This window comes from Trinickia camelliae, assembly GCF_053525655.1.
Window position 1 is genome coordinate 253172 of record NZ_JBCHAA010000003.1, and the last position, 21819, is coordinate 274990.

19 protein-coding genes are annotated in these 21819 nt (G+C 64.0%); 7 read left to right on the top strand and 12 right to left on the bottom strand.

Going from position 1 to position 21819, the window contains the following annotated elements; genetic code table 11:
• Positions 1-70: 70 nt before the first annotated feature.
• From rodA to AAHK20_RS07415, 5 genes are all read right to left on the bottom strand, one after another.
• Positions 71-1219: a rod shape-determining protein RodA gene (gene rodA, locus AAHK20_RS07395; RefSeq protein ID WP_449180800.1), complete on the bottom strand. Its 1149-nt coding sequence runs from the start codon at positions 1217-1219 to the stop codon at positions 71-73.
• Positions 1220-1230: 11 nt separating this feature from the next.
• Entirely contained in the window at positions 1231-3627 is a 2397-nt protein-coding gene (mrdA, locus tag AAHK20_RS07400) for a penicillin-binding protein 2 (RefSeq protein WP_449180801.1), read from the bottom strand.
• Between the two features lie 67 nt (positions 3628-3694).
• On the bottom strand, positions 3695-4207 hold the full coding sequence (gene mreD / locus AAHK20_RS07405) for a rod shape-determining protein MreD (RefSeq protein ID WP_449180802.1): 513 nt from the start codon (positions 4205-4207) through the stop codon (positions 3695-3697).
• Positions 4204-5307 carry a rod shape-determining protein MreC gene (mreC, locus tag AAHK20_RS07410; protein ID WP_449180803.1) on the bottom strand — a complete coding sequence of 368 codons (1104 nt, stop codon included), beginning with the start codon at positions 5305-5307 and terminating at the stop codon, positions 4204-4206. The genes mreD and mreC overlap by 4 nt, the downstream gene beginning before the upstream one ends.
• A gap of 112 nt (positions 5308-5419) precedes the next feature.
• The gene (locus AAHK20_RS07415; RefSeq protein ID WP_136897651.1) at positions 5420-6463 is read right to left on the bottom strand and encodes a rod shape-determining protein; all 1044 of its coding nucleotides are present in this window, start codon (positions 6461-6463) and stop codon (positions 5420-5422) included.
• Positions 6464-6866: 403 nt separating this feature from the next.
• On the opposite strand from AAHK20_RS07415, the gene gatC reads away from it, so the two are divergent.
• From gatC to AAHK20_RS07440, 5 genes are all read left to right on the top strand, one after another.
• Complete coding sequence (gene gatC, locus AAHK20_RS07420; RefSeq protein WP_449180804.1) at positions 6867-7166, top strand: Asp-tRNA(Asn)/Glu-tRNA(Gln) amidotransferase subunit GatC; 300 nt, start codon at positions 6867-6869, stop codon at positions 7164-7166.
• 22 nt (positions 7167-7188) lie between these two features.
• A complete protein-coding gene (gene gatA, locus AAHK20_RS07425) occupies positions 7189-8679 on the top strand; it encodes an Asp-tRNA(Asn)/Glu-tRNA(Gln) amidotransferase subunit GatA (RefSeq protein ID WP_449180805.1) in 1491 nt (496 codons plus the stop codon).
• Positions 8680-8681: 2 nt separating this feature from the next.
• Positions 8682-10151, top strand: coding sequence for an Asp-tRNA(Asn)/Glu-tRNA(Gln) amidotransferase subunit GatB (gatB, locus tag AAHK20_RS07430; RefSeq protein WP_449180806.1), 1470 nt, complete (start codon positions 8682-8684; stop codon positions 10149-10151).
• 129 nt (positions 10152-10280) lie between these two features.
• Complete coding sequence (locus tag AAHK20_RS07435; protein ID WP_449180807.1) at positions 10281-11132, top strand: PPK2 family polyphosphate kinase; 852 nt, start codon at positions 10281-10283, stop codon at positions 11130-11132.
• A gap of 77 nt (positions 11133-11209) precedes the next feature.
• Positions 11210-11989, top strand: a complete 780-nt coding sequence (locus AAHK20_RS07440; protein ID WP_449180808.1) for an exodeoxyribonuclease III — start codon at positions 11210-11212, stop codon at positions 11987-11989.
• A gap of 62 nt (positions 11990-12051) precedes the next feature.
• Here the strand turns inward: AAHK20_RS07440 and AAHK20_RS07445 are convergent, their stop codons facing one another.
• From AAHK20_RS07445 to AAHK20_RS07475, 7 genes are all read right to left on the bottom strand, one after another.
• Positions 12052-12567 carry a hypothetical protein gene (locus AAHK20_RS07445; protein WP_449180809.1) on the bottom strand — a complete coding sequence of 172 codons (516 nt, stop codon included), beginning with the start codon at positions 12565-12567 and terminating at the stop codon, positions 12052-12054.
• A 46-nt stretch (positions 12568-12613) separates the two neighbouring features.
• On the bottom strand, positions 12614-13432 hold the full coding sequence (locus AAHK20_RS07450) for a hypothetical protein (RefSeq protein WP_449180810.1): 819 nt from the start codon (positions 13430-13432) through the stop codon (positions 12614-12616).
• Positions 13433-13626: 194 nt separating this feature from the next.
• A complete protein-coding gene (locus AAHK20_RS07455; protein ID WP_449180811.1) occupies positions 13627-14685 on the bottom strand; it encodes a M48 family metallopeptidase in 1059 nt (352 codons plus the stop codon).
• Positions 14682-16040, bottom strand: coding sequence for an AmpG family muropeptide MFS transporter (locus tag AAHK20_RS07460; RefSeq protein ID WP_449180812.1), 1359 nt, complete (start codon positions 16038-16040; stop codon positions 14682-14684). Before AAHK20_RS07460 ends, AAHK20_RS07455 begins: the two co-directional genes overlap by 4 nt.
• 16 nt (positions 16041-16056) lie before the next feature.
• Positions 16057-16665, bottom strand: a complete 609-nt coding sequence (metW, locus tag AAHK20_RS07465) for a methionine biosynthesis protein MetW (RefSeq protein ID WP_449180813.1) — start codon at positions 16663-16665, stop codon at positions 16057-16059.
• Positions 16662-17807 (bottom strand): homoserine O-succinyltransferase MetX, encoded by a 1146-nt coding sequence (gene metX / locus AAHK20_RS07470; RefSeq protein WP_449180814.1) that lies wholly within the window; start codon positions 17805-17807, stop codon positions 16662-16664. Before metX ends, metW begins: the two co-directional genes overlap by 4 nt.
• Before the next feature lie 313 nt (positions 17808-18120).
• The gene (locus AAHK20_RS07475; RefSeq protein ID WP_449180815.1) at positions 18121-19071 is read right to left on the bottom strand and encodes a LysR substrate-binding domain-containing protein; all 951 of its coding nucleotides are present in this window, start codon (positions 19069-19071) and stop codon (positions 18121-18123) included.
• 174 nt (positions 19072-19245) lie between these two features.
• Here AAHK20_RS07475 and AAHK20_RS07480 point away from each other — a divergent pair, with 174 nt between their 5' ends.
• Both AAHK20_RS07480 and AAHK20_RS07485 read left to right on the top strand, forming a co-directional pair.
• Entirely contained in the window at positions 19246-20409 is a 1164-nt protein-coding gene (locus AAHK20_RS07480; protein WP_449180978.1) for a M20 aminoacylase family protein, read from the top strand.
• Between the two features lie 58 nt (positions 20410-20467).
• The gene (locus AAHK20_RS07485) at positions 20468-21814 is read left to right on the top strand and encodes an MFS transporter (RefSeq protein ID WP_449180816.1); all 1347 of its coding nucleotides are present in this window, start codon (positions 20468-20470) and stop codon (positions 21812-21814) included.
• Positions 21815-21819: the final 5 nt, after the last annotated feature.

Below are 21819 nucleotides of genomic sequence, written 5' to 3' on the forward strand. Positions count from 1 at the left end.
AGCAGTCGTCGCCGGCGAAACAAGAACGCCGCGCATCGGGTCTCGAAGCCCGGGCGCGGCGTTCGGCTTTTCATGACTTCATGAGCCGCTTTTGCCGCCCGACGCTCATGATCAGGCCGACCGCGACACCGAGCGTGGTGAGCGCGGTGCCGCCATAACTCATGAACGGCAGCGGCACGCCGACGACCGGCAGAATCCCGCTCACCATCCCGACGTTGACGAACGCGTAGGTGAAGAACGCCATCGTGAGCGAGCCCGCCAATAATCGACCGAACAGCGTCGCTCCGTTTGCGGCGACGTACAGGCCGCGCGCGATCAGCAGGGTGTAGAGCACGAGCAGCACGATCCCGCCCGCGAGCCCGAACTCTTCCGAGAACACGGCGAAGATGAAGTCGGTATGTTTTTCGGGGATGAACTCGAGGTGCGCCTGCGTGCCTTTCAGCCAGCCCTTGCCGAGCGGGCCGCCCGAGCCGATCGCGATGACGGCCTGGATCGTGTGGAAGCCTTTGCCGAGCGGATCGGAGGTCGGGTCGAGCAGCGTGCAGACGCGGTGCTTCTGGTAGTCGTGCATCAACGGCCACTGCACCTCGGGCTGGCAGATCTTGTCCTGGAACGTCGCGATCAACCCCACCGAAATGACGACGGCGACCAGCACCGGCGCGATCAGCTTGAATGACAGGCCTGCGAAATAGATGACGAAGAGGCCGGCGGCGAACACGAGCATCGCCGTGCCGAGGTCCGGCTGCTTGGCGATCAGACCGACCGGCACCGCAAGAATGGCGAAGCCGACGAGAAAGTCCCACCATCGCAGCCCGCCTTCGCGCTTCTGGTAGTACCACGCGAGCATGAGCGGCGTGGCGATCTTCAGGAGCTCGGACGGCTGGATCACGACGCCCACGTTGATCCAGCGTTTCGCGCCTTTCTTCGTGATCCCGAATACCGCAACGCCGATGAGGAGCGCGATCCCGACCGAGTAGAGGGGCACGGCGAATCGCATCAGCGTCGTGGGCGGCAGGTTGGCGAGCGCCCACATGAGGATGAAGGTGAAGACGATGTTGCGCAGCTGGTCTTCGACCTTGCCGGGCATGTCGAGCGTCGCGCTATAGAGCGTCACGATGCCGACACACAGCAACAGGAACACCGTCAGCGCGAGCGGGCGATCGAAGCCCGCGAACATCTGCTTGACGCGTTCGATCCAGACACGCTTGTCGAATTGCATGCCTTTCTCCGTTAATCGTCGATACCGGACGAGGCCGGTGTGGAGGGGGCGGCGGACGGCGAATTCTCGTCGCGAGACGGCGGCGCGATGGCGACGTCGGGCGTATCGCTGGCGGGGCGCGGCTTGCGCGGTTTCTTGGCCGGGGCGGCAGCGGCGGCGCCTGACGCCGAGGCGTCCGAGGCGCCGGACGCGCGCTTCGCTTTCGTCGTGACGGCTGGGCTCGATGCGCCCGACGCAGGCGTCGAGCCAACTACTGCGGCGTTGGACGCACCGGCCGCATTCACGGCGCCCGAGGCCGCGCCCGCATCGGCCGCGCCGGATGCGGCAGCATCGGAAGCCGCGGCGTCGGACGCGCTCTTCGGCGGCACGGGCGAGGGCAGCGCCGTGAACCCGGCAGCAACCTTGACCACCGGCGCCGAGCCGTCGGCCACATCGGACGCGCCGATCACCGGCTCGCTGATACCCTGCGTCGCCGAAGCCGCCGCCATGACCGCCGCCGCTTCCACGCCCGGCTTCTGGCGCTGGAGCAGCCAGAAGTCGAGCACGCGGCGCGCGATCGGGCCGGCCGCCTGTGCGCCCCAACCGCCGTTTTCGACGACCAGCGCGACCGCGATCTGCGGATTGTCGGCAGGAGCGAACGCAATGAAGAGCGCGTGGTCGCGCAGATTCTCGGCGAGCGCATGGCCGTGGTACTTCGCGCCTTGTAGCGAGAACACCTGGGCGGTACCCGTCTTGCCGGCCGTGACGTACGGCGCATCGCGAAACACCTGATACGCGGTGCCGGACTGATTGGTCGTCACGTTGATCATGCCGCGCTTGACGACGTCGATGTCGGATTGCAAGACGTTGATCCGGCCGTTGTCTTTGGGCACGGTCAAACGCAACTGGTGGGAGATCGGATTCTCGATTTCCTTCACCAAGTGCGGCTTCATGACGACGCCATTGTTCGCGAGCGTGGCCGTCGCGTGCGCGAGCTGAAGGATCGTGTACGAGTTGTAGCCCTGGCCGATCCCGAGGCTGATCGTCTCGCCTTCGTACCAGCGCTGCTGCTCGGGCTTGCGGTAGGCCTTCTTCTTCCAGTCCGTCGACGGCAGCACGCCGCGCGCTTCGCCCGCAATGTCGATGCCGGTGATCTGCCCGAAGCCCCACGGCTTCATGAAGTTGGCGATCGCGTTGACGCCGAGATCGTGCGCGAGCATGTAGAAGTACGTGTCGTTCGACACCATGATCGCGCGGTTCATGTCGATCCAGCCCTGGCCCTGCGGCACGTCGTTGCGGAACGTGTGGCCGCCGAACGTGTACGAGCCCGGGTCCTGGAAGCCCCAGCTCGGCGTGCGCTTGTGCAGCGTCAGCGCGGCGAGCGCCATGAACGGCTTGTAGGTCGAACCCGGCGGATACGTGCCGTGCAGCGGCCGGTTCAGAAGCGGGTGATCGGGCGAATTGTTGAGCTCGTCCCAGGTTTGCTGATCGATGCCGTCGACAAACGAATTCGGATCGAAGCTCGGCGACGACACGAACGCGAGCACGTCGCCCGTCGACGGCTCGATCGCGACAAGCGCGCCGCGCTTGCCCGCGAACGCCTGCTCGGCGACTTGCTGCAGGCCAATATCGATCGACAGCACGAGATTGTTGCCCGGCGTCGCCTGCGTGCGCGAGAGCGTGCGCACAGGCCGCCCGCCCGCCGTCACTTCGACTTCCTCGAAGCCGGTCATCCCGTGCAATTCAGTTTCGTAGCTCTGCTCGACGCCGATCTTGCCGATGTAGTCGGTGCCCTTGTAGTTGTTGGCGTCGAGGCGCGGATCGTAGTGGTCCGGATCGCTGTCGTTCTGGTCGCTGATGTCGTCGATGCGCTCCTGGTCGCGCTGCGAGATCCGGCCGATGTAGCCGATCACGTGAGCGGCGGTCACGCCGAGCGGATATTGGCGGAACAGGCGCGCGCGCACGTCGACGCCCGGGAAGCGGAAACGCTGGGCGGTGAACTTCGCGACTTCGTCGTCGGTGAGGCGGGTGCGGATCGGCAGGCTCTCGAAGTTCTTCGAGTCTTCGAGCAGCTTCTTGAAGCGGCGGCGGTCGCGCGCATCGATCGTGATGACGGTCGAGAGCTTGTCGATGGTGTTGTCGAGCGTGTCGTCGATCTTCGACGGCGTGATTTCCAGCGTGTACGCCGAGTAGTTCTTCGCGAGCACGACGCCGTTGCGGTCGGTGATGATGCCGCGGTTCGGCACGATCGGCGCGACGGAAATGCGGTTTTCCTCGGCCTGCAGCGAGTATTTGCTGTAGTGCCAGACCTGCAGGTTCAGAAAGCGCAGCACGAGGAGGCTGAAGCAGACGAGCACGAACAGCCCGGCCAGCGCGACGCGCACGCGGAACTTTGAGAGCTGTTGCTGAGTGTCCTTGAATTCGGTCATGCGAGTACTGCTTCAGCGGCGCCGGGTGTGGCGAAAACGATAGAGCACATCATGGCGCGGGGCATTCTCAGATCGGCCGGGTGTCGTCCGGATCTTCCGGGCGGCGCTGGGGCATCAGGAGCAGCGTACTCGCAATCGGCCACAGCGCGGCTTCGACGAAGCCGTTGATCAGATAACCCCAGCCGGGAAACGCGGCGCCCATCAAGAGACGGATCACGAAAGGCACGATCTGCGCGCCGACCAGGAGCGGCGCGACGGCGAACATCTGCACGCCAAGCGTCATCCACAGCACGCGCCGGTGAATCGTGATCGCGCCATACGAGAGCAGCGTGTAGGCGAGCGCATGCTCACCGAGCAGGCTCGCGTTGTGCACGTCCATCAGAATGCCGAGCAGGAACGCGATGCCCATGCCGACTTTGCGCGGCTGGTGCACGTTCCAGAACAGCAGTACGAGCGCGACGAAGTCGGGCACGGCGACCATGCGCCCCCACGGCATCAGGTTCAGCAGGAACGCAGCGGCGAGACTGAACGCGATGAAGTACGGATTCACCGGCAGCAAGATGTATTGCGGGCGGTTCATCGCTTGGCTCCCGAGGCGGCGATGGCTTTGTCGGCGGCCGGCGCCTTCGCGTTCTTGTCGGTGGCCTTTTCCGCGGCCTTTTCCGGCGCCTTGTCCGCGCTCTTGGCGGGGGCTTTGCCGTCGGTCTTGTCGGCAGGCTTCACGGCGGCTTTGTCCGTGGCGCTATCGCTGGGCTTGGCCGTGGTTTTGTCGGCCGCTTTCACCGCTTTCTTGCCCTTGGCGTCTTTGCCCGCTGCCGCCTCCGGCTCCTCCGGACGAGGCGGCACGTTGCTCTGATAGTGCAGCACGAGGAACTGCTTCGCGCCGCGCACGGTGGCGATCGGCTCGCAGACGACGCGGGCGAACGCGGTATCGGCGAGCTTGTCGACGCGCATCACCTTGGCGACCGGCAGACCCGGCGGATAGACGCCGTCGAGGCCGCTTGTCACGAGTTCGTCGCCCGCGAGCACATCGGCGCTGATCGGCACGAAGCGCATTTCGAGCGCGTCGCCCTTCGGCGTGCCGTAGATCACGCTGCGCAGCCCGGTGCGCACCACTTGCACCGGAACGGCCTGGTCTTTATCGGTGAGCAGCGTCACTTCCGACTGCATCGGGTACACCCGCGTGACCTGGCCAACGACACCGTTTTCGTTCACGACCGGCGAACCGTTCTGAACATCCTGATGCGACCCGACACCGATCACGACTTTCTGCGTGAACGGATCGCTCGTGTCGTACTGGATTTCGGCGGGCAGGGCTTGCGTCGTGATCTGCTTGGACAGATCCAAAAGCGCGCGGAGATGCGCATTTTCGGCTTGGAGCTCGGCGGCTTGATTCGCTTGCAGCGAGAGCTGCAGGTTGCGCGCGGTGAGCTTCTCGTTTTCCGTGCGCAGCGTGGCGCTCGTGACCGCGAGATCGGCCGCGCCCACGAAGACGTCGCGCGGCACGAGGGCTGCGCGCTGCAGCGGGTAGAGCCCCGCGCCAAGCACGCCGCGCACGACTTCGAGCGTCTTGAAACGCGCATCGGAGACGAGCAACGCGATCGCGAGCACGACGAAAAAGACCAGCCGCGCGAGCGCAGACGGGCCTTGCTTGAAAAGAGGCGGCGGACTGTATTCCATGGTCGGCGCCGGGGGCGTGATCGTGTGAGTGAGGCTACGGCGCGCTTAGCTTAGCGCGCGGCTTCCAGCCGGTGAGGCTGCGAGCGCCGCGCTGCCAAGGATGTCACGGGGTTCACTCGTACGAGAAGATGCTGCCGAGCTTGTCCATGCGCTCGAGCGCCATGCCCGAGCCACGTACCACGCAGGTCAGCGGGTCTTCGGCGACCAGCACCGGCAGGCCGGTTTCTTCGGCGAGCAGGCGGTCGAGATCGCGCAGGAGCGCGCCGCCGCCCGTCAGCATCATGCCGCGCTCGGCGATGTCGGCGCCCAGTTCCGGCGGGGTTTGTTCGAGCGCGATCTTCACCGACGAGACGATCTGGTTCAGCGGATCGGTCAGCGCTTCGAGGATTTCATTGCTGGAGATCGTGAAGCTGCGCGGAATGCCTTCCGACAGGTTGCGGCCCTTGACTTCGATTTCCTTGACTTCGGAGCCCGGGAACGCGGAGCCGATTTCTTTCTTGATCGATTCCGCCGTTTGCTCGCCGATCAGCATGCCGTAGTTGCGGCGGATGTAGTTGACGATGGCTTCGTCGAACTTGTCGCCGCCGACGCGCACCGAGCCCTTGTAGACGATGCCGCCGAGCGAGATCACGCCGACTTCCGTCGTGCCGCCGCCGATATCGACGACCATCGAGCCCGTCGCTTCCGACACCGGCAGGCCCGCGCCGATCGCGGCGGCCATCGGTTCTTCGATCAGGTAGACCTGCGAGGCGCCCGCGCCGTGCGCGGCTTCCTTGATCGCGCGGCGCTCGACTTGGGTGGAGCCGCACGGCACGCAGATGATGATGCGCGGCGACGGCGAGAACATCCGCGACTCGTGCGCCATCTTGATGAACTGCTTGATCATCTGCTCGGTGACCGTGAAGTCGGCGATCACGCCGTCCTTCATCGGGCGGATCGCCTCGATGTTGCCCGGCACCTTGCCGAGCATCTGCTTGGCTTCCTTGCCGACTGCCTGAATGGTCTTCTTGCCGTTGGGACCGCCTTCTTGGCGGATGGAGACGACGGATGGTTCGTCGAGAACGACACCCTTGCCACGCATATAGATGAGCGTGTTGGCTGTGCCGAGGTCAATCGCCAGATCGTTGGAGAAGTAGCTGCGCAAAAAACCGAACATGTAAATCCTGTCTCGCTGGGAGCCGGCTTCGCTTCATGGGCGCCGCGCGGCAGCGGAAAAAATAACAGCTTCGAGTTCGGGCGTGAGCGGCCGCCACACGAGCGCGAAGCTGCAATGAAATCTACCGGGAACCGTGTAAAACCAAGGTGGAATTCTCAGCGCAGTGATCAGTAAACACGCCGAAAGGCCAGGGTAAGTGGGCCCGGGTTTGGGTCGAACGCGTAATGATACCTTATAATTTTGTCGTATTTGAAGGCCACGGGCGGCACTTTTTGCCCTGGTTTAACCCTCGGAAGCCTGCTTTTTTGAGGGTTCGACCCGGCCCTCGTAATGCTTCGTAACCCCCTGTCGCGGCATCGTTTTTTCCGATGCGCCAAGTTCCACGCCCTTTTCCGGTGACAGCATGGCTTTGACCCTGACCGATGTTAAACGCATCGCCCACCTGGCGCGCCTCGAATTGGCCGACGCCGATGCCGAGCACACGCTGATCCAGCTCAATGAATTCTTCGGGCTTGTCGAGCAGATGCAGGCCGTCGATACGACCGGTATCGCTCCGCTCGCCCATCCGATCGAGCACATCGAAGACGTCGCGCTGCGCTTGCGCGAGGACGCCGTCACCGAGTCGGTCGACCGCGACTCGAATCAGCGTCCGGCGCCCGCGGTGCAGGATGGTCTGTACCTCGTCCCGAAAGTGATCGAATAACCGTCTTCAGGAAAGCCCCCCAATGCACGCAAAGAGTTTGACCGAGCTGCGCGCGCTCATCACGTCGAAGGAATGTTCGGCCGTCGAGATGGCGCAGCACTATCTGAAGCGAATCGACGCCGCGAACGCGCTCAACGCGTTCATCCAGGTCGATCCCGAGTTGACGCTCGCGCAGGCGAAGGCCGCCGACGAACGCATCGCCAAAGGCGACACTGGAGCGCTGGTCGGCCTGCCGATCGCGCACAAGGACGTGTTCGTCACGCGCGGCTGGCGTTCCACCGCCGGCTCGAAGATGCTCGAAGGCTATGTCAGCCCGTTCGACGCGACGGTCGTCGAGCGCTTCGCGCGCGCCGGCATGGTGACGCTCGGCAAGACCAACATGGACGAGTTCGCGATGGGCTCGTCGAACGAAAATTCGGCGTTTGGCCCCGTGAAGAACCCGTGGGACACAGCGGCGGTGCCGGGCGGCTCGTCGGGCGGTTCATCGGCAGCCGTGGCGGCGCGCCTCGCGCCCGCCGCAACCGCTACCGACACCGGCGGCTCGATTCGCCAGCCGGCGTCGTTCTCGGGCGTGACCGGCATCAAGCCGACTTACGGCCGCGTATCGCGCTACGGGATGATCGCGTTCGCGTCTTCGCTCGACCAGGGCGGTCCGATGGCGCAGAGCGCCGCCGACTGCGCGGCACTGCTCAACGCGATGGCCGGCTTCGACGAACGCGATTCGACGAGCTTGAAGCGCGACGACGAGGACTACACGCGCTATCTCGGCAAGACGTGGTCGGTTGACGGTTCGGACGCGAAGCCGCTCGCGGGCTTGCGCATCGGCTTGCCAAAGGAGTACTTCGGCGCCGGTCTCGCCGACGACGTGCGCGCCGCCGTCGACGCCGCGCTCAAGCAATACGAAGCGCTCGGCGCGACGCTCGTGCCCGTGACGCTGCCGAAGACGGAGCTGTCCATTCCCGTCTACTACGTGATCGCCCCGGCGGAGGCGTCGTCGAACCTCTCGCGCTTCGACGGCGTACGCTTTGGTCATCGTGCGGCGGAATATCGCGATCTGCTCGACATGTACAAGAAGTCGCGCGCCGAAGGCTTCGGTCACGAAGTGAAGCGCCGCATTCTGGTCGGCACGTATGTTCTCTCGCACGGCTACTACGACGCGTATTACCTGCAGGCGCAGAAGATCCGGCGCATCATCGCGCAGGACTTCGAGGAAGCGTTCAAGTCGTGCGACGTGATCATGGGGCCGGTGGCGCCGTCGGTGGCGTGGGATATCGGCGCGAAGGGCGACGATCCGCTGCAGATGTATCTCGCCGACGTCTACACGCTGTCGATCAGCCTCGCGGGTCTGCCCGGCATGAGCGTGCCGTGCGGCTTCGGCGCGGGCGCGAACGCGAAGCGCCCGGTCGGCTTGCAGATCGTCGGCAACTATTTCAATGAAGCCCGGATGCTGCAGGTCGCTGACGCGTTCCAGCGCGCGACCGACTGGCACAAGCAATCCCCGGCAGGAGTCTGAATATGGAGTGGGAAGTCGTTATCGGCCTCGAGACGCACGCACAGCTCTCGACGGCCTCGAAGATTTTCTCGGGCGCCTCGACGCAGTTCGGCGCCGAGCCGAACACGCAGGCGTGCCCCGTCGATCTCGCGCTGCCGGGCGTGCTGCCCGTGATGAACAAGGGCGCGGTGGAGCGCGCGATCCGCTTCGGTCTCGCGATCGGCGCGACCGTCGCGCCGCGCAGCATCTTCGCGCGCAAGAATTATTTCTATCCCGATCTGCCGAAAGGCTATCAGATCAGCCAGTACGAGATCCCCGTCGTGCAAGGCGGCCAGATCACGATCCAGGTGCCCGCGAACGACAAGGCCGGCACGGCCGCGTACGAAAAGACCGTCAACCTGACGCGCGCTCACCTCGAAGAAGATGCGGGCAAGTCGCTGCATGAGGACTTCGCGGACATGACCGGCATCGACTTGAATCGCGCCGGTACGCCGCTGCTCGAAATCGTCACCGAGCCGGAAATGCGCAGCGCCGCCGAAGCGGTTGCGTATGCGAAGGCGCTGCATGGGCTCGTCGTGTGGCTCGGCATTTGCGACGGCAACATGCAGGAAGGGTCGTTCCGCTGCGACGCGAACGTGTCGGTGCGTCCGGTCGGGCAGAAGGAATTCGGCACGCGCGCGGAGATCAAGAACCTGAACTCGTTTCGCTTCCTCGAAGAAGCGATCCAGTACGAAGTGCGTCGCCAGATCGAGTTGATCGAAGACGGCGGCACCGTCGTGCAGGAAACGCGCCTCTACGATCCGGACAAACGCGAAACGCGCTCGATGCGCAGCAAGGAAGACGCGCACGATTACCGCTATTTCCCCGATCCCGATTTGATGCCTCTCGTGATCGACGCGGCGTGGGTCGAGCGCGTGAAGGGCGAGATGCCCGAGCTGCCCGCCGGCATGCAGACCCGCTTCGTCGAGCAATATGGCGTGACGCCGTATGACGCCGGTGTGCTGACGTCGAGCAAGGCGATGGCGGCGTACTTCGAGGCGGTCGTCGAAAAGGCGGGTGCCGCGCAGGCGAAGATCGCAGCGAACTGGCTGATGGGCGAAGTGTCGTCGCAGCTGAATCGCGACGGACTCGAGATCGCCGTGAGCCCGGTGTCCGCCGCGCAGCTCGCTTTGGTGCTGCAACGCATCGCCGACGGCACGATCTCGAACAAGATCGCGAAGGAAATCTTCCTCGCGATCTGGGACGAAAAAGCCACCGACGAAGCCGCCGCCGACCGCATCATCGAAGCGAAGGGACTGAAGCAGATCTCGGATACGGGCGCGCTCGAAGCGATCATCGACGAAGTGCTCGCCGCGAATCAGAAATCGGTCGAGGAATTCCGCGCGGGCAAGGAAAAGGCGTTCAACGCGCTGATCGGCCAGGCGATGAAGGCGACCAAGGGCAAGGCCAATCCGCAGCAGGTCAACGAGCTGTTGAAGAAGAAGCTGTCTTGATGGCGTTTTGATCGAAATACATCGCCGGCTCTCGTGAGCCGGCGCGATGGAATAACGGGCTGTTGCCGGATTTGAATACTGGGCGGCAGCCCGTTTTTTCTTGGGCAACCCAAAGCATGGGGAGTGCGCATGGCCAAGCAACCGAATCTGGACGACTTTCGCGTCCCATACGTCGGCAACGGCAACGGTAACGGCAAGAAGAATGGAAAATTCGCGCTGACCGATTTCGATCCCGCATCGAAGCCGTTTTCGGCCGGATCGAAAGAGGCTGACCGCGCGCGCCTGTCGGAGATCGGCAAGCGGCTCGACGAGCTGCAGGAGCGCCTTCACGCGCAGCGCCGCCAGCGCGTGCTGCTCGTGCTGCAAGGCATGGATACGAGCGGCAAGGACGGCACCGTGCGCGCCGTGTTTCATGAAGTCGATCCGCTCGGCTTGCGCATCGTGCCATTCAAAGCGCCGACGCCGCTCGAGCTCGCGCACGACTTCCTGTGGCGTGTGCACGCGAGTGCACCGGCGGCGGGCGAGCTGACGGTCTTCAACCGCAGCCACTACGAAGACGTGCTCGTGCCGCGCGTGCTCGAACAGATCGACGACACTCAGACAGAGCGCCGCTACAAGCACATCCGGTATTTCGAGGAACTGCTCTTCGATGCGGGCGCGACGATCATCAAGTGCTTCCTGCACATTTCGAAGGACGAGCAAAAGCGCCGCCTGCAGGCCCGGATCGACGATCCGACGAAGCACTGGAAGTTCGACGTCTCCGACATCGAAGCGCGCAAGTTCTGGGACCCGTATCAAGACGCCTATCGCGACGCGCTCGCGGCGACCTCGACGGAATACGCGCCGTGGTACGTGATCCCGGCCGATTCGAAAACGCACCGCAACGTGATGATCGCCGAGTTGCTGCTGCGCGAACTCGAAGGCATGAAGCTCGAATTTCCGCCCGCGAAGGAAGCGCTCAAAGGCGTCAAGGTCGAATGACCGCTACGGCACGGTGCGCCGCGCGCGAGCGGTGCATCGGCCGCACTCCATCCATCGACAAGAACTTAGGGAACACTATGCTGCGTGTGATTACCGCCAATCTGAACGGCATCCGCTCCGCCGCGAAAAAGGGCTTTTTCGAGTGGTTCGGCGAGCAGAAAGCCGACGTGCTTTGCGTTCAGGAATTGAAGTGCTCGCAGGACGACATGACGCCCGAGTTTCTCGCGCCGCACGGCTTCAACGGCTATTTCCAGCATGCGGAGAAAAAGGGCTACAGCGGCGCGGGCGTCTATACGCGCCATGAGCCGGACGACGTGGTGATCGGCTTCGGCAGCGAAGAGTTCGACCCCGAAGGGCGCTATGTGGAAGCGCGGTTCGGGAAGCTGTCGGTGGTGTCGGTGTACGTGCCGTCCGGGTCGAGCGGCGACGATCGCCAGCAGGCGAAGTACCGCTTCATGGACGAGTTCATGCCGCACCTTGCGGAGCTTTCCAAGAAGCGCGAAGTGATCCTTTGCGGCGACGTGAACATCGTCCACAAGGAAATCGACATCAAGAACTGGAAGAGCAATCAGAAGAACTCAGGCTGCCTGCCCGAAGAACGCGCGTGGCTGACGCAGCTCTTCGACGAAGTCGGGTACGTCGACGTGTTTCGCACGCTCGATCAGCGGCCCGAGCAGTACACGTGGTGGAGCAATCGCGGGCAGGCGTATGCGAAGAACGTCGGGTGGCGCATCGACTATCAGATCGCGACGCCGGGCATCGCTGGCAAGGCGAAAAGCACGTCGATCTTTCGCGATATCAAGTTCAGCGATCACGCGCCGCTGACCATCGATTACGACCATAAGGTGAAGGGCTGAGGGAGCGGGGGCTTTGCCCCCGTCAAGCTCGATATTGGCCCAAGCGTTCTTGGGTTGGCGGGTTAGTCGGCGCGTGGCTTGGCGGCCTTGAACGGCTTGATGACATACTTTTCGCCGTGCTTCATGCAGTCGTCGGCGACGGCGTGCCACCATTGTTCCGTTTCAAGGTAGGTGCTGCCGTTGATGTCATCCTCGGTTTTGACCGTGTCTTTGCCGAGTTCCAGGGCGCGGCGAACGCCGTTGAAACTTTCTGCTCGACTATCGGGGTCCAATGCGCCATCCCAAAGAAGAAGCTCCTTTTCTTCTTTCCAGAGAACCCAAACCTGAATGTTTCCGCGTTTCCATTGGTAGCCAACGACACAGAGATGATTGGTTTGATGGTTTTTTTTGTAAGCGGCAACCCCGTTCTTTAAGGCGATCCGCGGGTCTTTGTAGTATGGATTTTCGGATACGACGAATCTCGAGGCTGGCTTTTCGCCAAATCCCTCGGGAAGGTCGTCTGCAGCAAAACTTGTCGTGCAGATGAGCGAGGCTGACAACGATGCCGCAATGAGGCTCGTGGCGCTTATGCGCATCATGGCTGCCCTCCTGTGCGGGGTTGCGCTTTCGATAGGAAATCATCCTTCAACGTATAGAAATCTTGTCCGCCCTTCGTCGTGAATTTGACAAAGTTGCTGCCAGGCAACTTGCCCCGGTAGTGCGCCACGCATAGAGGCCGGTCGGACAGGGATCAGCGCTCGTTAGCTCGCCACGTGCCACCGCTAATGCAATTTCAACGTAGTCTCGATATTGCTTATTGAGTCTGTGCGTTCCGTCGTTGGCGCTCTTAATCACCCTATCTATTAAATTTTGCTGCTTAAGCACGATATCTGGGTATTTTTCAAACCCATCGACTTGATTGGGCGCTTTAATCAACGTTTCCAAAGTGGTCGCCTGCTGACCTGCGGCAAAATGGCGAGCGCCGAGTTTGAGACGATTTCTCAACACGATGACCATCCACTGCATCGCTTCTCGCGCCTCGTGCAGGCTGACGAAATCTGGACTTTCCGGTCCCGCATTTTCCGAAATCAACATCCGCGCCAACGTTCCCGCTTCAGTCATGGCGGACGGCAATTCGAGTTTCGGGAGTATCTGGACGGCAAGCTGCGGCGTATCTAAATCGCGGCGCAGCGGATGACCGCGTTCATCGCTGACGTAGGCTTCGACGTGAGCAATTTGCTGGCACGAAATACCGCATTCGCCCGCTTCCAGCATGAGGCGCTGCTCGACGTTTTGGTGGTCGACTCTGACCGGAAGGACCCGGACTGAGCGGTGGTCGCTCATCAGAATGAGATGCCGACGGTTCGACCCCAATCCAGACACTTTCAATGGAAGCTGGTTGCCCGCGACCAGCGTGATTTGCGCTCCGATGACGGCCCCATCGTTGCGTAGCAATTTAGCCAAGTGGAAACCTCGCCTTTCGAGATAGTGGAGCCTCCACTGTGTCGAGCGGGTTTCGAGATATCCATCAGACAATTCCGATAGGCCGGTTTCTCACTCTTCTTAGGCTGAGCGGGCGTGCACTCCCCCAGCGCTCCGACAGACGACGAGCGCGACGACTGCACGCGCACGCAGTGTCGCTGCCACCCGGCGAACGCCTACTCGCGCGACGCGCGCTGCTTCACCGCAGCGATGCCCGCATAGTCCGGCAACGCCTCGACCGGCACGCCCTTCGCCTTCGCATACAGCACGAGCATGTCGGGCAGGCGCTTCATGATGTCGTGACGCCGCGCTGCGCTGTACGGATGCACGTAGATGAAGCCTTGCTCCTTGTTCGCGTGCGTCGCCGCGGCGAGCTTGTCCCACAGCGTGATGGCCGCGCGCGGATCGAAGCCCGCGCGCGCGGCGATGTCGCTGCCGATCACGTCGGCCTCGGTTTCGTCGGTCGGCGTGTAGCGCATCGCGAGAAGCTGCGAGCCGATGCCGAGCGGCGTCGCGCCGAGATCGGCGAGGCCGAAGAGCTGGGGGATCGCCCCCGTGCCGAGCTGCCCCGACTGCTGCTCGCCGAGCCTTTCGCGCGCATGTTCGCGCAGCGCATGTGCGATTTCATGGCCGAACAGCACGCCAAGCTCGTCTTCGTTCAAATGCACGCGATCCAACAGCCCGCTGTAGACGACGATCTTGCCGCCGGGCAGGCAGTACATGCGGATCTCCGTCGAGCGCACCACGTTCACTTCCCACTTCCAGGTCTTCACGCGGTCGTTCCACTTCGCCGCGTACGGCGTCACCTTGGCTGCGATGTCGCGCGCGAGTTTCACGCGCGGGTCGGAATCCGGCAGTAGGCGGCCGGTTTGCTCCGCGCCATGCAGGATGTCGGCGTATTCGTCGGCGGCTTGTTCGTCGAGTACCGACGACGGAATCAGGTTGCGGAACGTGGTCGCGTTACCGAAGCGCACTTGGAGGTTGCGGTTCTGTTGATAGACCGCAGCGTCGCTGGACGCGGCAGGTGCGCTCGGCGGCAAGGCGGACGGTGCGCTGGCGGGTGTTTTCGCGGGCGCCGGCGCGGGCATGGGCGGCGTGGGCGTCGCCAAGGATGGGCTCACGGGCGTGCTCGACGCCGTCTGCGCGGTGGCCGCGATCGGCAAGCTCGAAAGCAAAGCGCCAGCGCAAAGCAGCGCCGCCATGCGGCGTAGCGCCGACGAAGCCGTTGCGCTCACGACCGGGCCCTCCAAGGCGCGATCATCGGCAACAGCAGCATGCCGGGCAGCGCGAGCACGGCGCACACGAGGAAGTAATCGAACCAGCCGATCTTGGCGACGACGAAGCCGCTCGACGCCGAAGCGAGCGTGCGCGGCACCGAGGCGAGGCTCGTGAAGAGCGCGAACTGCGTCGCGGTGTAGCGGGGGTCGGTGGTGCTCGCGATGTACGCGACGAACGCGGCCATCGTCAGGCCGGTCGCGAACGTCTCGAAGCCATAGATCAGCGCGAGTGCCGCCGCCGACGGGCCGATTTTCGCGAGCCACGCGAAGCCGAGCGTCGACACGATCTGCAGGATGCCGAAGATCCACAGCCCGCGCGCAATGCCGATCTTCACCAGCCACGCGCCGCCGATGATGCCGCCCGCGATGCTCGCCCAGAACGCCGTCGTCTTCGCGATCACGCCGATCTGCGTCTTGTCGAAGCCGATGTCGAGGAAGAACGACGTCGACAGCGTGGTCGCCATCGTGTCGCCGAGCTTGTAGAGGAAGATGAAGCCGAGGATGACGAGCGCCGTGCGCCAGCCGTCGCGCGCGATGAATTCGGAGAAGGGCAGCGCGATAGCTTCGCGCAGATTCTTCGGCGGCGCGCCGTGAATCTCGGGTTCGCGCACGAGAAGCGTCATGACCATGCCGGGCAGCATGAACGCGGCCGTGACGGCGAACACGACGTCCCACGGCATGTGGTCGGAGAGGATCAGCGAGAGCGAGCCGGGAATCAGCGCCGCGATCTTGTAGGCGTTCACGTGGACCGCGTTGCCGAGGCCCTGCTCGGTGTCGCGCAGCAGCTCGCGCCGGTAGGCGTCGATCACGATGTCCTGACTCGCGCCGAAGAGGGCGACGAGCGCGGTGAGCGCGGCCACGGTCCAGATATCGGTGCGCGGCGAGACGAAGCCGAGCGACGCGATCGCCCCCGCGACCAGCAGTTGCGTGACGAGCATCCAGCCGCGCCGCCGACCCGGACGCCAGCCCGGCAGGCGCGGGACGTAGCGGTCCATGAGCGGCGCCCAGATGAACTTCCACGTGTACGGGAACTGGATCAGCGCGAAGAGGCCGATTTCCTTGAGATTGACGCCTTCCGAGCGGAGCCACGCCTGCACGAGATAGACGAGCGTAAAGAGCGGCAATCCCGACGTGAAGCCGAGAAAGACGCAAATCAGCATGTGCCGGTTCAGGAACGCACGCCAGCCCGGATGCGCCTCGTGGGCGCTCAGCGCGGGCGGCTCATGGTGCTCATGGGGCTCGTGCGGCGGTTTCTGGTCCTGTTCCTGCTGATTCACCGGCTCTTTTGCCTGCTCGTTGACCGGATCGGGCATGTCTCGTTTGATGGGGCTACCCTTTTTTAACGCGATAGACCGCAAGACTACCACGCCAGTTAACCCCCCACCTCACCGTCTGACCGCCGTGCAGCACGACGCGGTCGAGAATTTCGATACCGACTTCCGGCGCGAGCGCCTCGAAGTCCTTGATCGTGAGCACACGGACGTTCGGCGTGTTGTGCCACTGATAAGGCAGCGATTTCGACACCGGCATGCGGCCCTGAATCACCGAGAGCCGGTGCGCCCAATAGCCGAAGTTCGGAAACGACACAATGCACTCTTTGCCGACGCGCACCGTCTCGCGCAGGATCGCGGCGGTCTGGTGGATGGTCTGCAGCGTCTGCGAGAGGACGGCGAAATCGAAGCTGCCGTCTTCGAAGAGGCGCAGGCCGTCTTCGAGGTTTTGCTGAATCACGTTCACGCCGTTCTTCGCGCACGCGAGCACGCCGGCGTCGTTGATCTCGATCCCGTAGCCCGAGACTTCGAGTTCTTCGGAAAGGAGCTGGAGCAGCGAGCCGTCGCCGCAGCCGAGGTCGAGCACGGTCGAGCGCGGCTCGACCCAGCGGGCGATCGCGCGGAAGTCGGAGCGTGCGGTGAGGCTATCGATAGCGTGCTGGTTCATGCGCCCACCTCCTCGGCGATGCGTTCGTAATAGGCGCGCATCAGGTTGTGATAGCGCGCGTCGTCGAGCAGGAAGGCGTCGTGGCCGTGCGGCGCGTCGATTTCGGCGTAGGTCACTTGGCGCTTGTGGTCGAGCAGCGCCTTCACGATCTCGCGTGAGCGCGCGGGGGCGAACCGCCAGTCGGTCGAGAAGCTCGCGATCAAGTACTTCGCCTTGGTGTGCGCGAGCGCGGCAGTCAGGTCGCCGTCGAACGCCTTGGCCGGATCGAAGTAGTCGAGCGCGCGCGTGATCAGGAGATAGGTGTTCGCGTCGAAGTAATCGGCGAACTTGTCACCCTGGTAGCGCAGGTACGATTCCACTTCGAATTCGACGTCGAAGTTGAAGTTGTATTCATCCAAGGCGCCTTCGGCGCGACGCAGCGCGCGGCCGAATTTGACCGCCATGTCGTCGTCCGAGAGATACGTGATGTGACCGATCATCCGCGCCACGCGCAGGCCGCGCTTCGGCTTCACGCCGTGCGCGTAGTAGTCGCCGCCGTGGAAGTCCGGGTCCGACAGGATCGCCGAGCGTGCGACTTCGTTGAACGCGATGTTCTGCGCGGAGAGTTTCGGCGTCGACGCGACCACGATGCAGTGGCCGAGGCGCTCCGGATACATCGTGCTCCAGGCGAGCGCCTGCATGCCGCCCAAGCTGCCGCCCATCACGGCCGCGAAGCGCTCGATGCCGAACGCGTCGGCGACGCGCACCTGCGCGTTCACCCAATCTTCGACCGTCACGACCGGAAAGCTCGCGCCATACGGCTTGCCCGTCGCGGGATTGAGGCTCATCGGACCGGTCGAGCCGAAGCACGAGCCGAGGTTGTTCACGCCGATCACGAAGAAGCGGTTCGTATCGAGCGGCTTGCCGGGGCCGACCATGTTGTCCCACCAGCCGACGTTCTTGGGCTCGTCGGCGTAGACGCCCGCGACGTGATGCGACGCGTTCAGCGCGTGGCAGACGAGCACCGCGTTCGAGCGCGCCGCGTTGAGCGTGCCGTAGGTTTCGACCATGAGGTCGTAGCTGTCGAGCGAGCTGCCGTTCTGCATCGCGAGCGGCTCGGTGAACTGCATTTTTTGTGGAGCGACGATACCGATCGATTCCATTTATTCCGCCTTCTGACAGGGGCGGCTAAATGGTGTCGGCGTGCGCGAAGGGAGGAAGTGCGCGGCTGACGACCTCTTTAGCCGCATTTATAGTGAACCTTCGCTTTCGAAGGTTCGCGCGCCCGCAATCGAGTCAGCAAATCGGCGCGCTGTGAGGAAATCCGTCCCGCGCCTATACGAAGTATGCGCAGCGAATTTCACGACAGACGGCAAAGTATAGCGGAAAAAATTCTGCGGCGACGGCGCTTGCTGCATAGTCCGCATTTCGGCGACGGATGCCGTGCGCGGCGCAGCAGACGTGCACCGCATCGATTCAGAGCAGCAGCTCGATCGAATGAAAGAGCCGCCGCCGGTCCGGATCGTCCGAGCGCGCACCCTCGTCGATCACCTCGCGCAGGCATTCGAGAAAGCACGCCCCAGCGGGGCTCGGCGGCGCGCCCCGACGCGAGACGACCGAGACGAGCGTCTCGTCGACCGTCTCGCGCAACGGCAGCGCCCACAGGTTCTCCTTGCCGATGCTGACCTCGACGAGCGGCCACGGGAAGATGCTGAGCATGTCGGTATGCGCGATGAGCCCAAGCACGATCGCGAGCGAATGCGCGAGATGGATCGTGCGCGGCACCTTCATCCCCCGGCGCAGAAAGACGTTCTCCGAAATCGACTCGCGGCTCGCCGGGTCCCAGTTCAGCACCCATTCGGCGTCTTCGAGTTCGAGCAGCGTGCGGCATTGGGCGAGCGGATGATCGCGCCGCGCGACCACGGCCGAGTGGGTCGAAAAGAGCGGCACATTCTGAAACTCCGACTGCGGCGACGCGGGCGGCGGCCGTCCGATCGAGAAGTCGAGGCTGCCGTCGCGCAGACGCGGCTGAACGACGGCAAGAAGCCCCTCGAAGAATTCGAGCTGGACTTCGGGCATGCGCTCGCGGAAACGCTTCACCGTCTCCGGCAGGAAGGTCAGCGCCACCCACGGTGTGACCCCGATCGACAGCTTCCCGGCCGCGCGGCCGCGCATCGAGTCGAGTTCGGCCTCGGCGCGCGCCAGCTGGCCGAGCACGAGCCGCGCATGGACGACGAGCGCGCGGCCGTACTCCGTGAACGTAATGCCGCTCGTGCCGCGGATCACGAGCGGCGCGCGCAGGTCGGCTTCGAGCTCGCGCACCGCCTTGGTCGCGGCGGCCGGCGAGACGCCCAGCGAGCGAGCGGCGGCGCGGATGCTGCCGGTGTCGGCGATGGCAGCAAGGGTGGTGAGCTGATGGAGTTTCATCGGATGAACTCGTCGGCCGCCGGATGCGGCCAAGGGCTTTGCGGCGCCTTGACTTGGCATACCGAACGGCAACCATTGGTTGCTGTCGCGACGATTCTACGCCTGCCTCCCAACAATATCGCTGGCTATGCTGCGTCGATGCAAATCACAGACGGAGACAGCACCGTGAACACGATGGCAATCCCTGCCGGCATCGCCGATTTGGAAGACGAAATGATCGCCTTGCGGCGCCAGATCCACGCGCATCCGGAGCTCGCGTACGAGGAAGTGGCGACCGGCGATCTGGTCGCAGAGCGGCTCGAGGCGTGGGGCTACACGGTCCATCGCGGGCTCGGAAAGACCGGTGTGGTGGGGCAACTGAAAGTAGGCAATGGCACGCGGCGCCTTGGCTTGCGTGCCGATATGGACGCGCTGCCGATCCACGAGCAGACCGGCCTTCCGTACGCAAGCAAGCTCCCCGGCAAGATGCACGCGTGCGGCCACGACGGCCACACGGCGATGCTGCTTGCCGCCGCGAAACACCTCGCGCGCGAGAAATCGTTCGACGGCACGCTGAATCTGATTTTCCAACCAGCCGAGGAAGGCCTCGCGGGCGCCAAGAAAATGCTCGAAGACGGCCTGTTCGAGCGCTTCCCGTGCGATGCCGTGTTCGCGATGCACAACATGCCCGGCCACCCGACCGGCAAGTTCGGCTTCCTGCCGGGCTCGTTCATGGCGTCGTCCGATACGGTGATAGCGAAAGTGATCGGCCGCGGCGGCCACGGCGCGGTGCCGCACAAGGCCATCGATCCGGTCGTCGTGTGCGCGCAGATCGTGCTGGCGCTGCAGACGATCGTCGCGCGCAACGTCGCGCCGCTCGACATGGCGATCATCACGGTCGGCGCGATCCACGCGGGAGAGGCGCCGAACGTAATTCCGGACAGTGCGGAAATGCGCCTCTCGGTGCGCGCGCTGAGACCAGAAGTGCGCGATCTCCTCGAAAAACGCATCACCGAAGTGATTCACGCGCAGGCCGCCGTGTACGGCGCGCGCGCCGAGATCGACTACCAGCGCCGCTATCCGGTGCTCGTCAACGATGTGGAGATGACCGCTTTCGCTCGCCAGGTCGCGTTCGACTGGGTCGGCGAGGCCGGCCTGATCCGAGACATGGAGCCGCTCACGGGCAGCGAGGACTTCGCGTTCCTGCTCGAACGGTGCGCGGGCAGCTACCTGATCATCGGCAATGGCGACGGGGAGGGCGGCTGCATGGTCCACAACCCGGGCTACGACTTCAACGACGACTGTCTCGCGACAGGCGCCGCGTACTGGGTGAAGCTCGCCGAGGCGTTCCTCCTTTGAGCACGACATAGTGCCTGAAGCCGCCTGAGCGGCCAGCGCACCACGCATGGAGAGAGACATGGAATATTCCGCCGCTGACGCGACCGGCCCGCAGAGCGCCGGCGCTGTTCAACCCAAGCGCATCTCGAAGCCGAAGGCGATCGCTGCGATCACGATCGGCAACGGCCTCGAGTTTTTCGACTTCACGATCTACAGCTTCTTCGCGACGATCATCGGCAAGCTGTATTTCCCGGTTCACGGATCGCTCGCGCAATTGATGCTGGCCGTGGGCACCTTCGGCGTCGGCTTCATCATGCGGCCGATCGGCGGCATCGTGCTCGGCGGCTACGCGGACCGCGCGGGCCGCAAGGCCGCGATGAGCCTCACGCTGTGGCTCATGACGCTCGGTTCGGCGATCATCGCGTTCGCGCCGACTTACGCGATGATCGGTGTTGCCGCGCCTGCGCTCGTGATCCTCGCGCGGCTGATCCAGGGCTTTGCGATCGGCGGCGAGGTCGGCGCGTCGACCTCGCTTCTGCTCGAATACGGCAGCGACCGTACGCGCGGCTTCTACGGCAGCTGGCAGTTCGTGAGCCAGGGGCTCAACACGGTGTGCGGGTCGTTGCTTGGCGTGGTGTTGGCGGCGAGCTTGTCGACGCCGTCGCTCGAAAGCTGGGGCTGGCGCATTCCGTTCGTGATCGGCATGGCGATGGGGCCGATCGGCAGCTATATCCGCCGACATCTCGACGAGACGCTGCCGGGCGTCGAGACCGGCGATCGCCAGCCGGCAACGAAGCCGGCCGCCGAGCCCGTCGCGCACCCCGCGCGCACGATCTTCCGCCACCACGCGAGCGCGATCACGACGGGCGTCGTGACGACGATCGGCGGCACTGCAGCGAACTACATCGTGCTGTTCTATCTGTCGACCTACGCGATCCGGATGCTGAACATGCCGATGTCGCTCGCGCTGTGGGCATCGTGGACCGCCGCACTCATGACCGTGATCTGCTCGCCGTTTGCGGGGGCGCTGTCGGACCGAGTCGGCCGCAAGCCGGTGCTGTGGGTGTCGCGCGTGCTGCTCGTGCTCGTGGTCTATCCGGCGTTCATGCTGATCAATGCCTATCCGACCGTGCCCGTGCTGCTTTCTGTAGTCGCCGTTCTCGCAGTGCTGGTCGCATTCACCGCCGTGCCGAACATCGTGATGTTGCCCGAGCTGTTTCCGCGCGAGATTCGGGCGACCGGGATGTCGATCGTCTACTGCCTCGGGGTGTCGATTTTCGGCGGCTTCGCGCAGTTCTTCGCGACGTGGCTGATCGAGCTGTCGGGCAGCCCGCTCGCTCCGGCGTGGTATCTGATCGGCTGCGGGGGCGTGTCGTTGCTTGCGCTTCCGTTTATTCGCGAGACGGCGGGGCGGCCGATCGACTGACGGGC

Excerpts from the sequence above, each read along its gene's own strand:
- rodA (WP_449180800.1), bottom strand. The coding sequence starts at position 1,219 with ATGCAATTCGACAAGCGTGTCTGGATCGAACGCGTCAAGCAGATGTTC.
- mrdA (WP_449180801.1), bottom strand. The coding sequence starts at position 3,627 with ATGACCGAATTCAAGGACACTCAGCAACAGCTCTCAAAGTTCCGCGTG.
- mreD (WP_449180802.1), bottom strand. The coding sequence starts at position 4,207 with ATGAACCGCCCGCAATACATCTTGCTGCCGGTGAATCCGTACTTCATC.
- mreC (WP_449180803.1), bottom strand. The coding sequence starts at position 5,307 with ATGGAATACAGTCCGCCGCCTCTTTTCAAGCAAGGCCCGTCTGCGCTC.
- AAHK20_RS07415 (WP_136897651.1), bottom strand. The coding sequence starts at position 6,463 with ATGTTCGGTTTTTTGCGCAGCTACTTCTCCAACGATCTGGCGATTGAC.
- gatC (WP_449180804.1), top strand. The coding sequence starts at position 6,867 with ATGGCTTTGACCCTGACCGATGTTAAACGCATCGCCCACCTGGCGCGC.
- gatA (WP_449180805.1), top strand. The coding sequence starts at position 7,189 with ATGCACGCAAAGAGTTTGACCGAGCTGCGCGCGCTCATCACGTCGAAG.
- gatB (WP_449180806.1), top strand. The coding sequence starts at position 8,682 with ATGGAGTGGGAAGTCGTTATCGGCCTCGAGACGCACGCACAGCTCTCG.
- AAHK20_RS07435 (WP_449180807.1), top strand. The coding sequence starts at position 10,281 with ATGGCCAAGCAACCGAATCTGGACGACTTTCGCGTCCCATACGTCGGC.
- AAHK20_RS07440 (WP_449180808.1), top strand. The coding sequence starts at position 11,210 with ATGCTGCGTGTGATTACCGCCAATCTGAACGGCATCCGCTCCGCCGCG.
- AAHK20_RS07445 (WP_449180809.1), bottom strand. The coding sequence starts at position 12,567 with ATGATGCGCATAAGCGCCACGAGCCTCATTGCGGCATCGTTGTCAGCC.
- AAHK20_RS07460 (WP_449180812.1), bottom strand. The coding sequence starts at position 16,040 with ATGCCCGATCCGGTCAACGAGCAGGCAAAAGAGCCGGTGAATCAGCAG.
- metW (WP_449180813.1), bottom strand. The coding sequence starts at position 16,665 with ATGAACCAGCACGCTATCGATAGCCTCACCGCACGCTCCGACTTCCGC.
- metX (WP_449180814.1), bottom strand. The coding sequence starts at position 17,807 with ATGGAATCGATCGGTATCGTCGCTCCACAAAAAATGCAGTTCACCGAG.
- AAHK20_RS07475 (WP_449180815.1), bottom strand. The coding sequence starts at position 19,071 with ATGAAACTCCATCAGCTCACCACCCTTGCTGCCATCGCCGACACCGGC.
- AAHK20_RS07480 (WP_449180978.1), top strand. The coding sequence starts at position 19,246 with ATGGCAATCCCTGCCGGCATCGCCGATTTGGAAGACGAAATGATCGCC.
- AAHK20_RS07485 (WP_449180816.1), top strand. The coding sequence starts at position 20,468 with ATGGAATATTCCGCCGCTGACGCGACCGGCCCGCAGAGCGCCGGCGCT.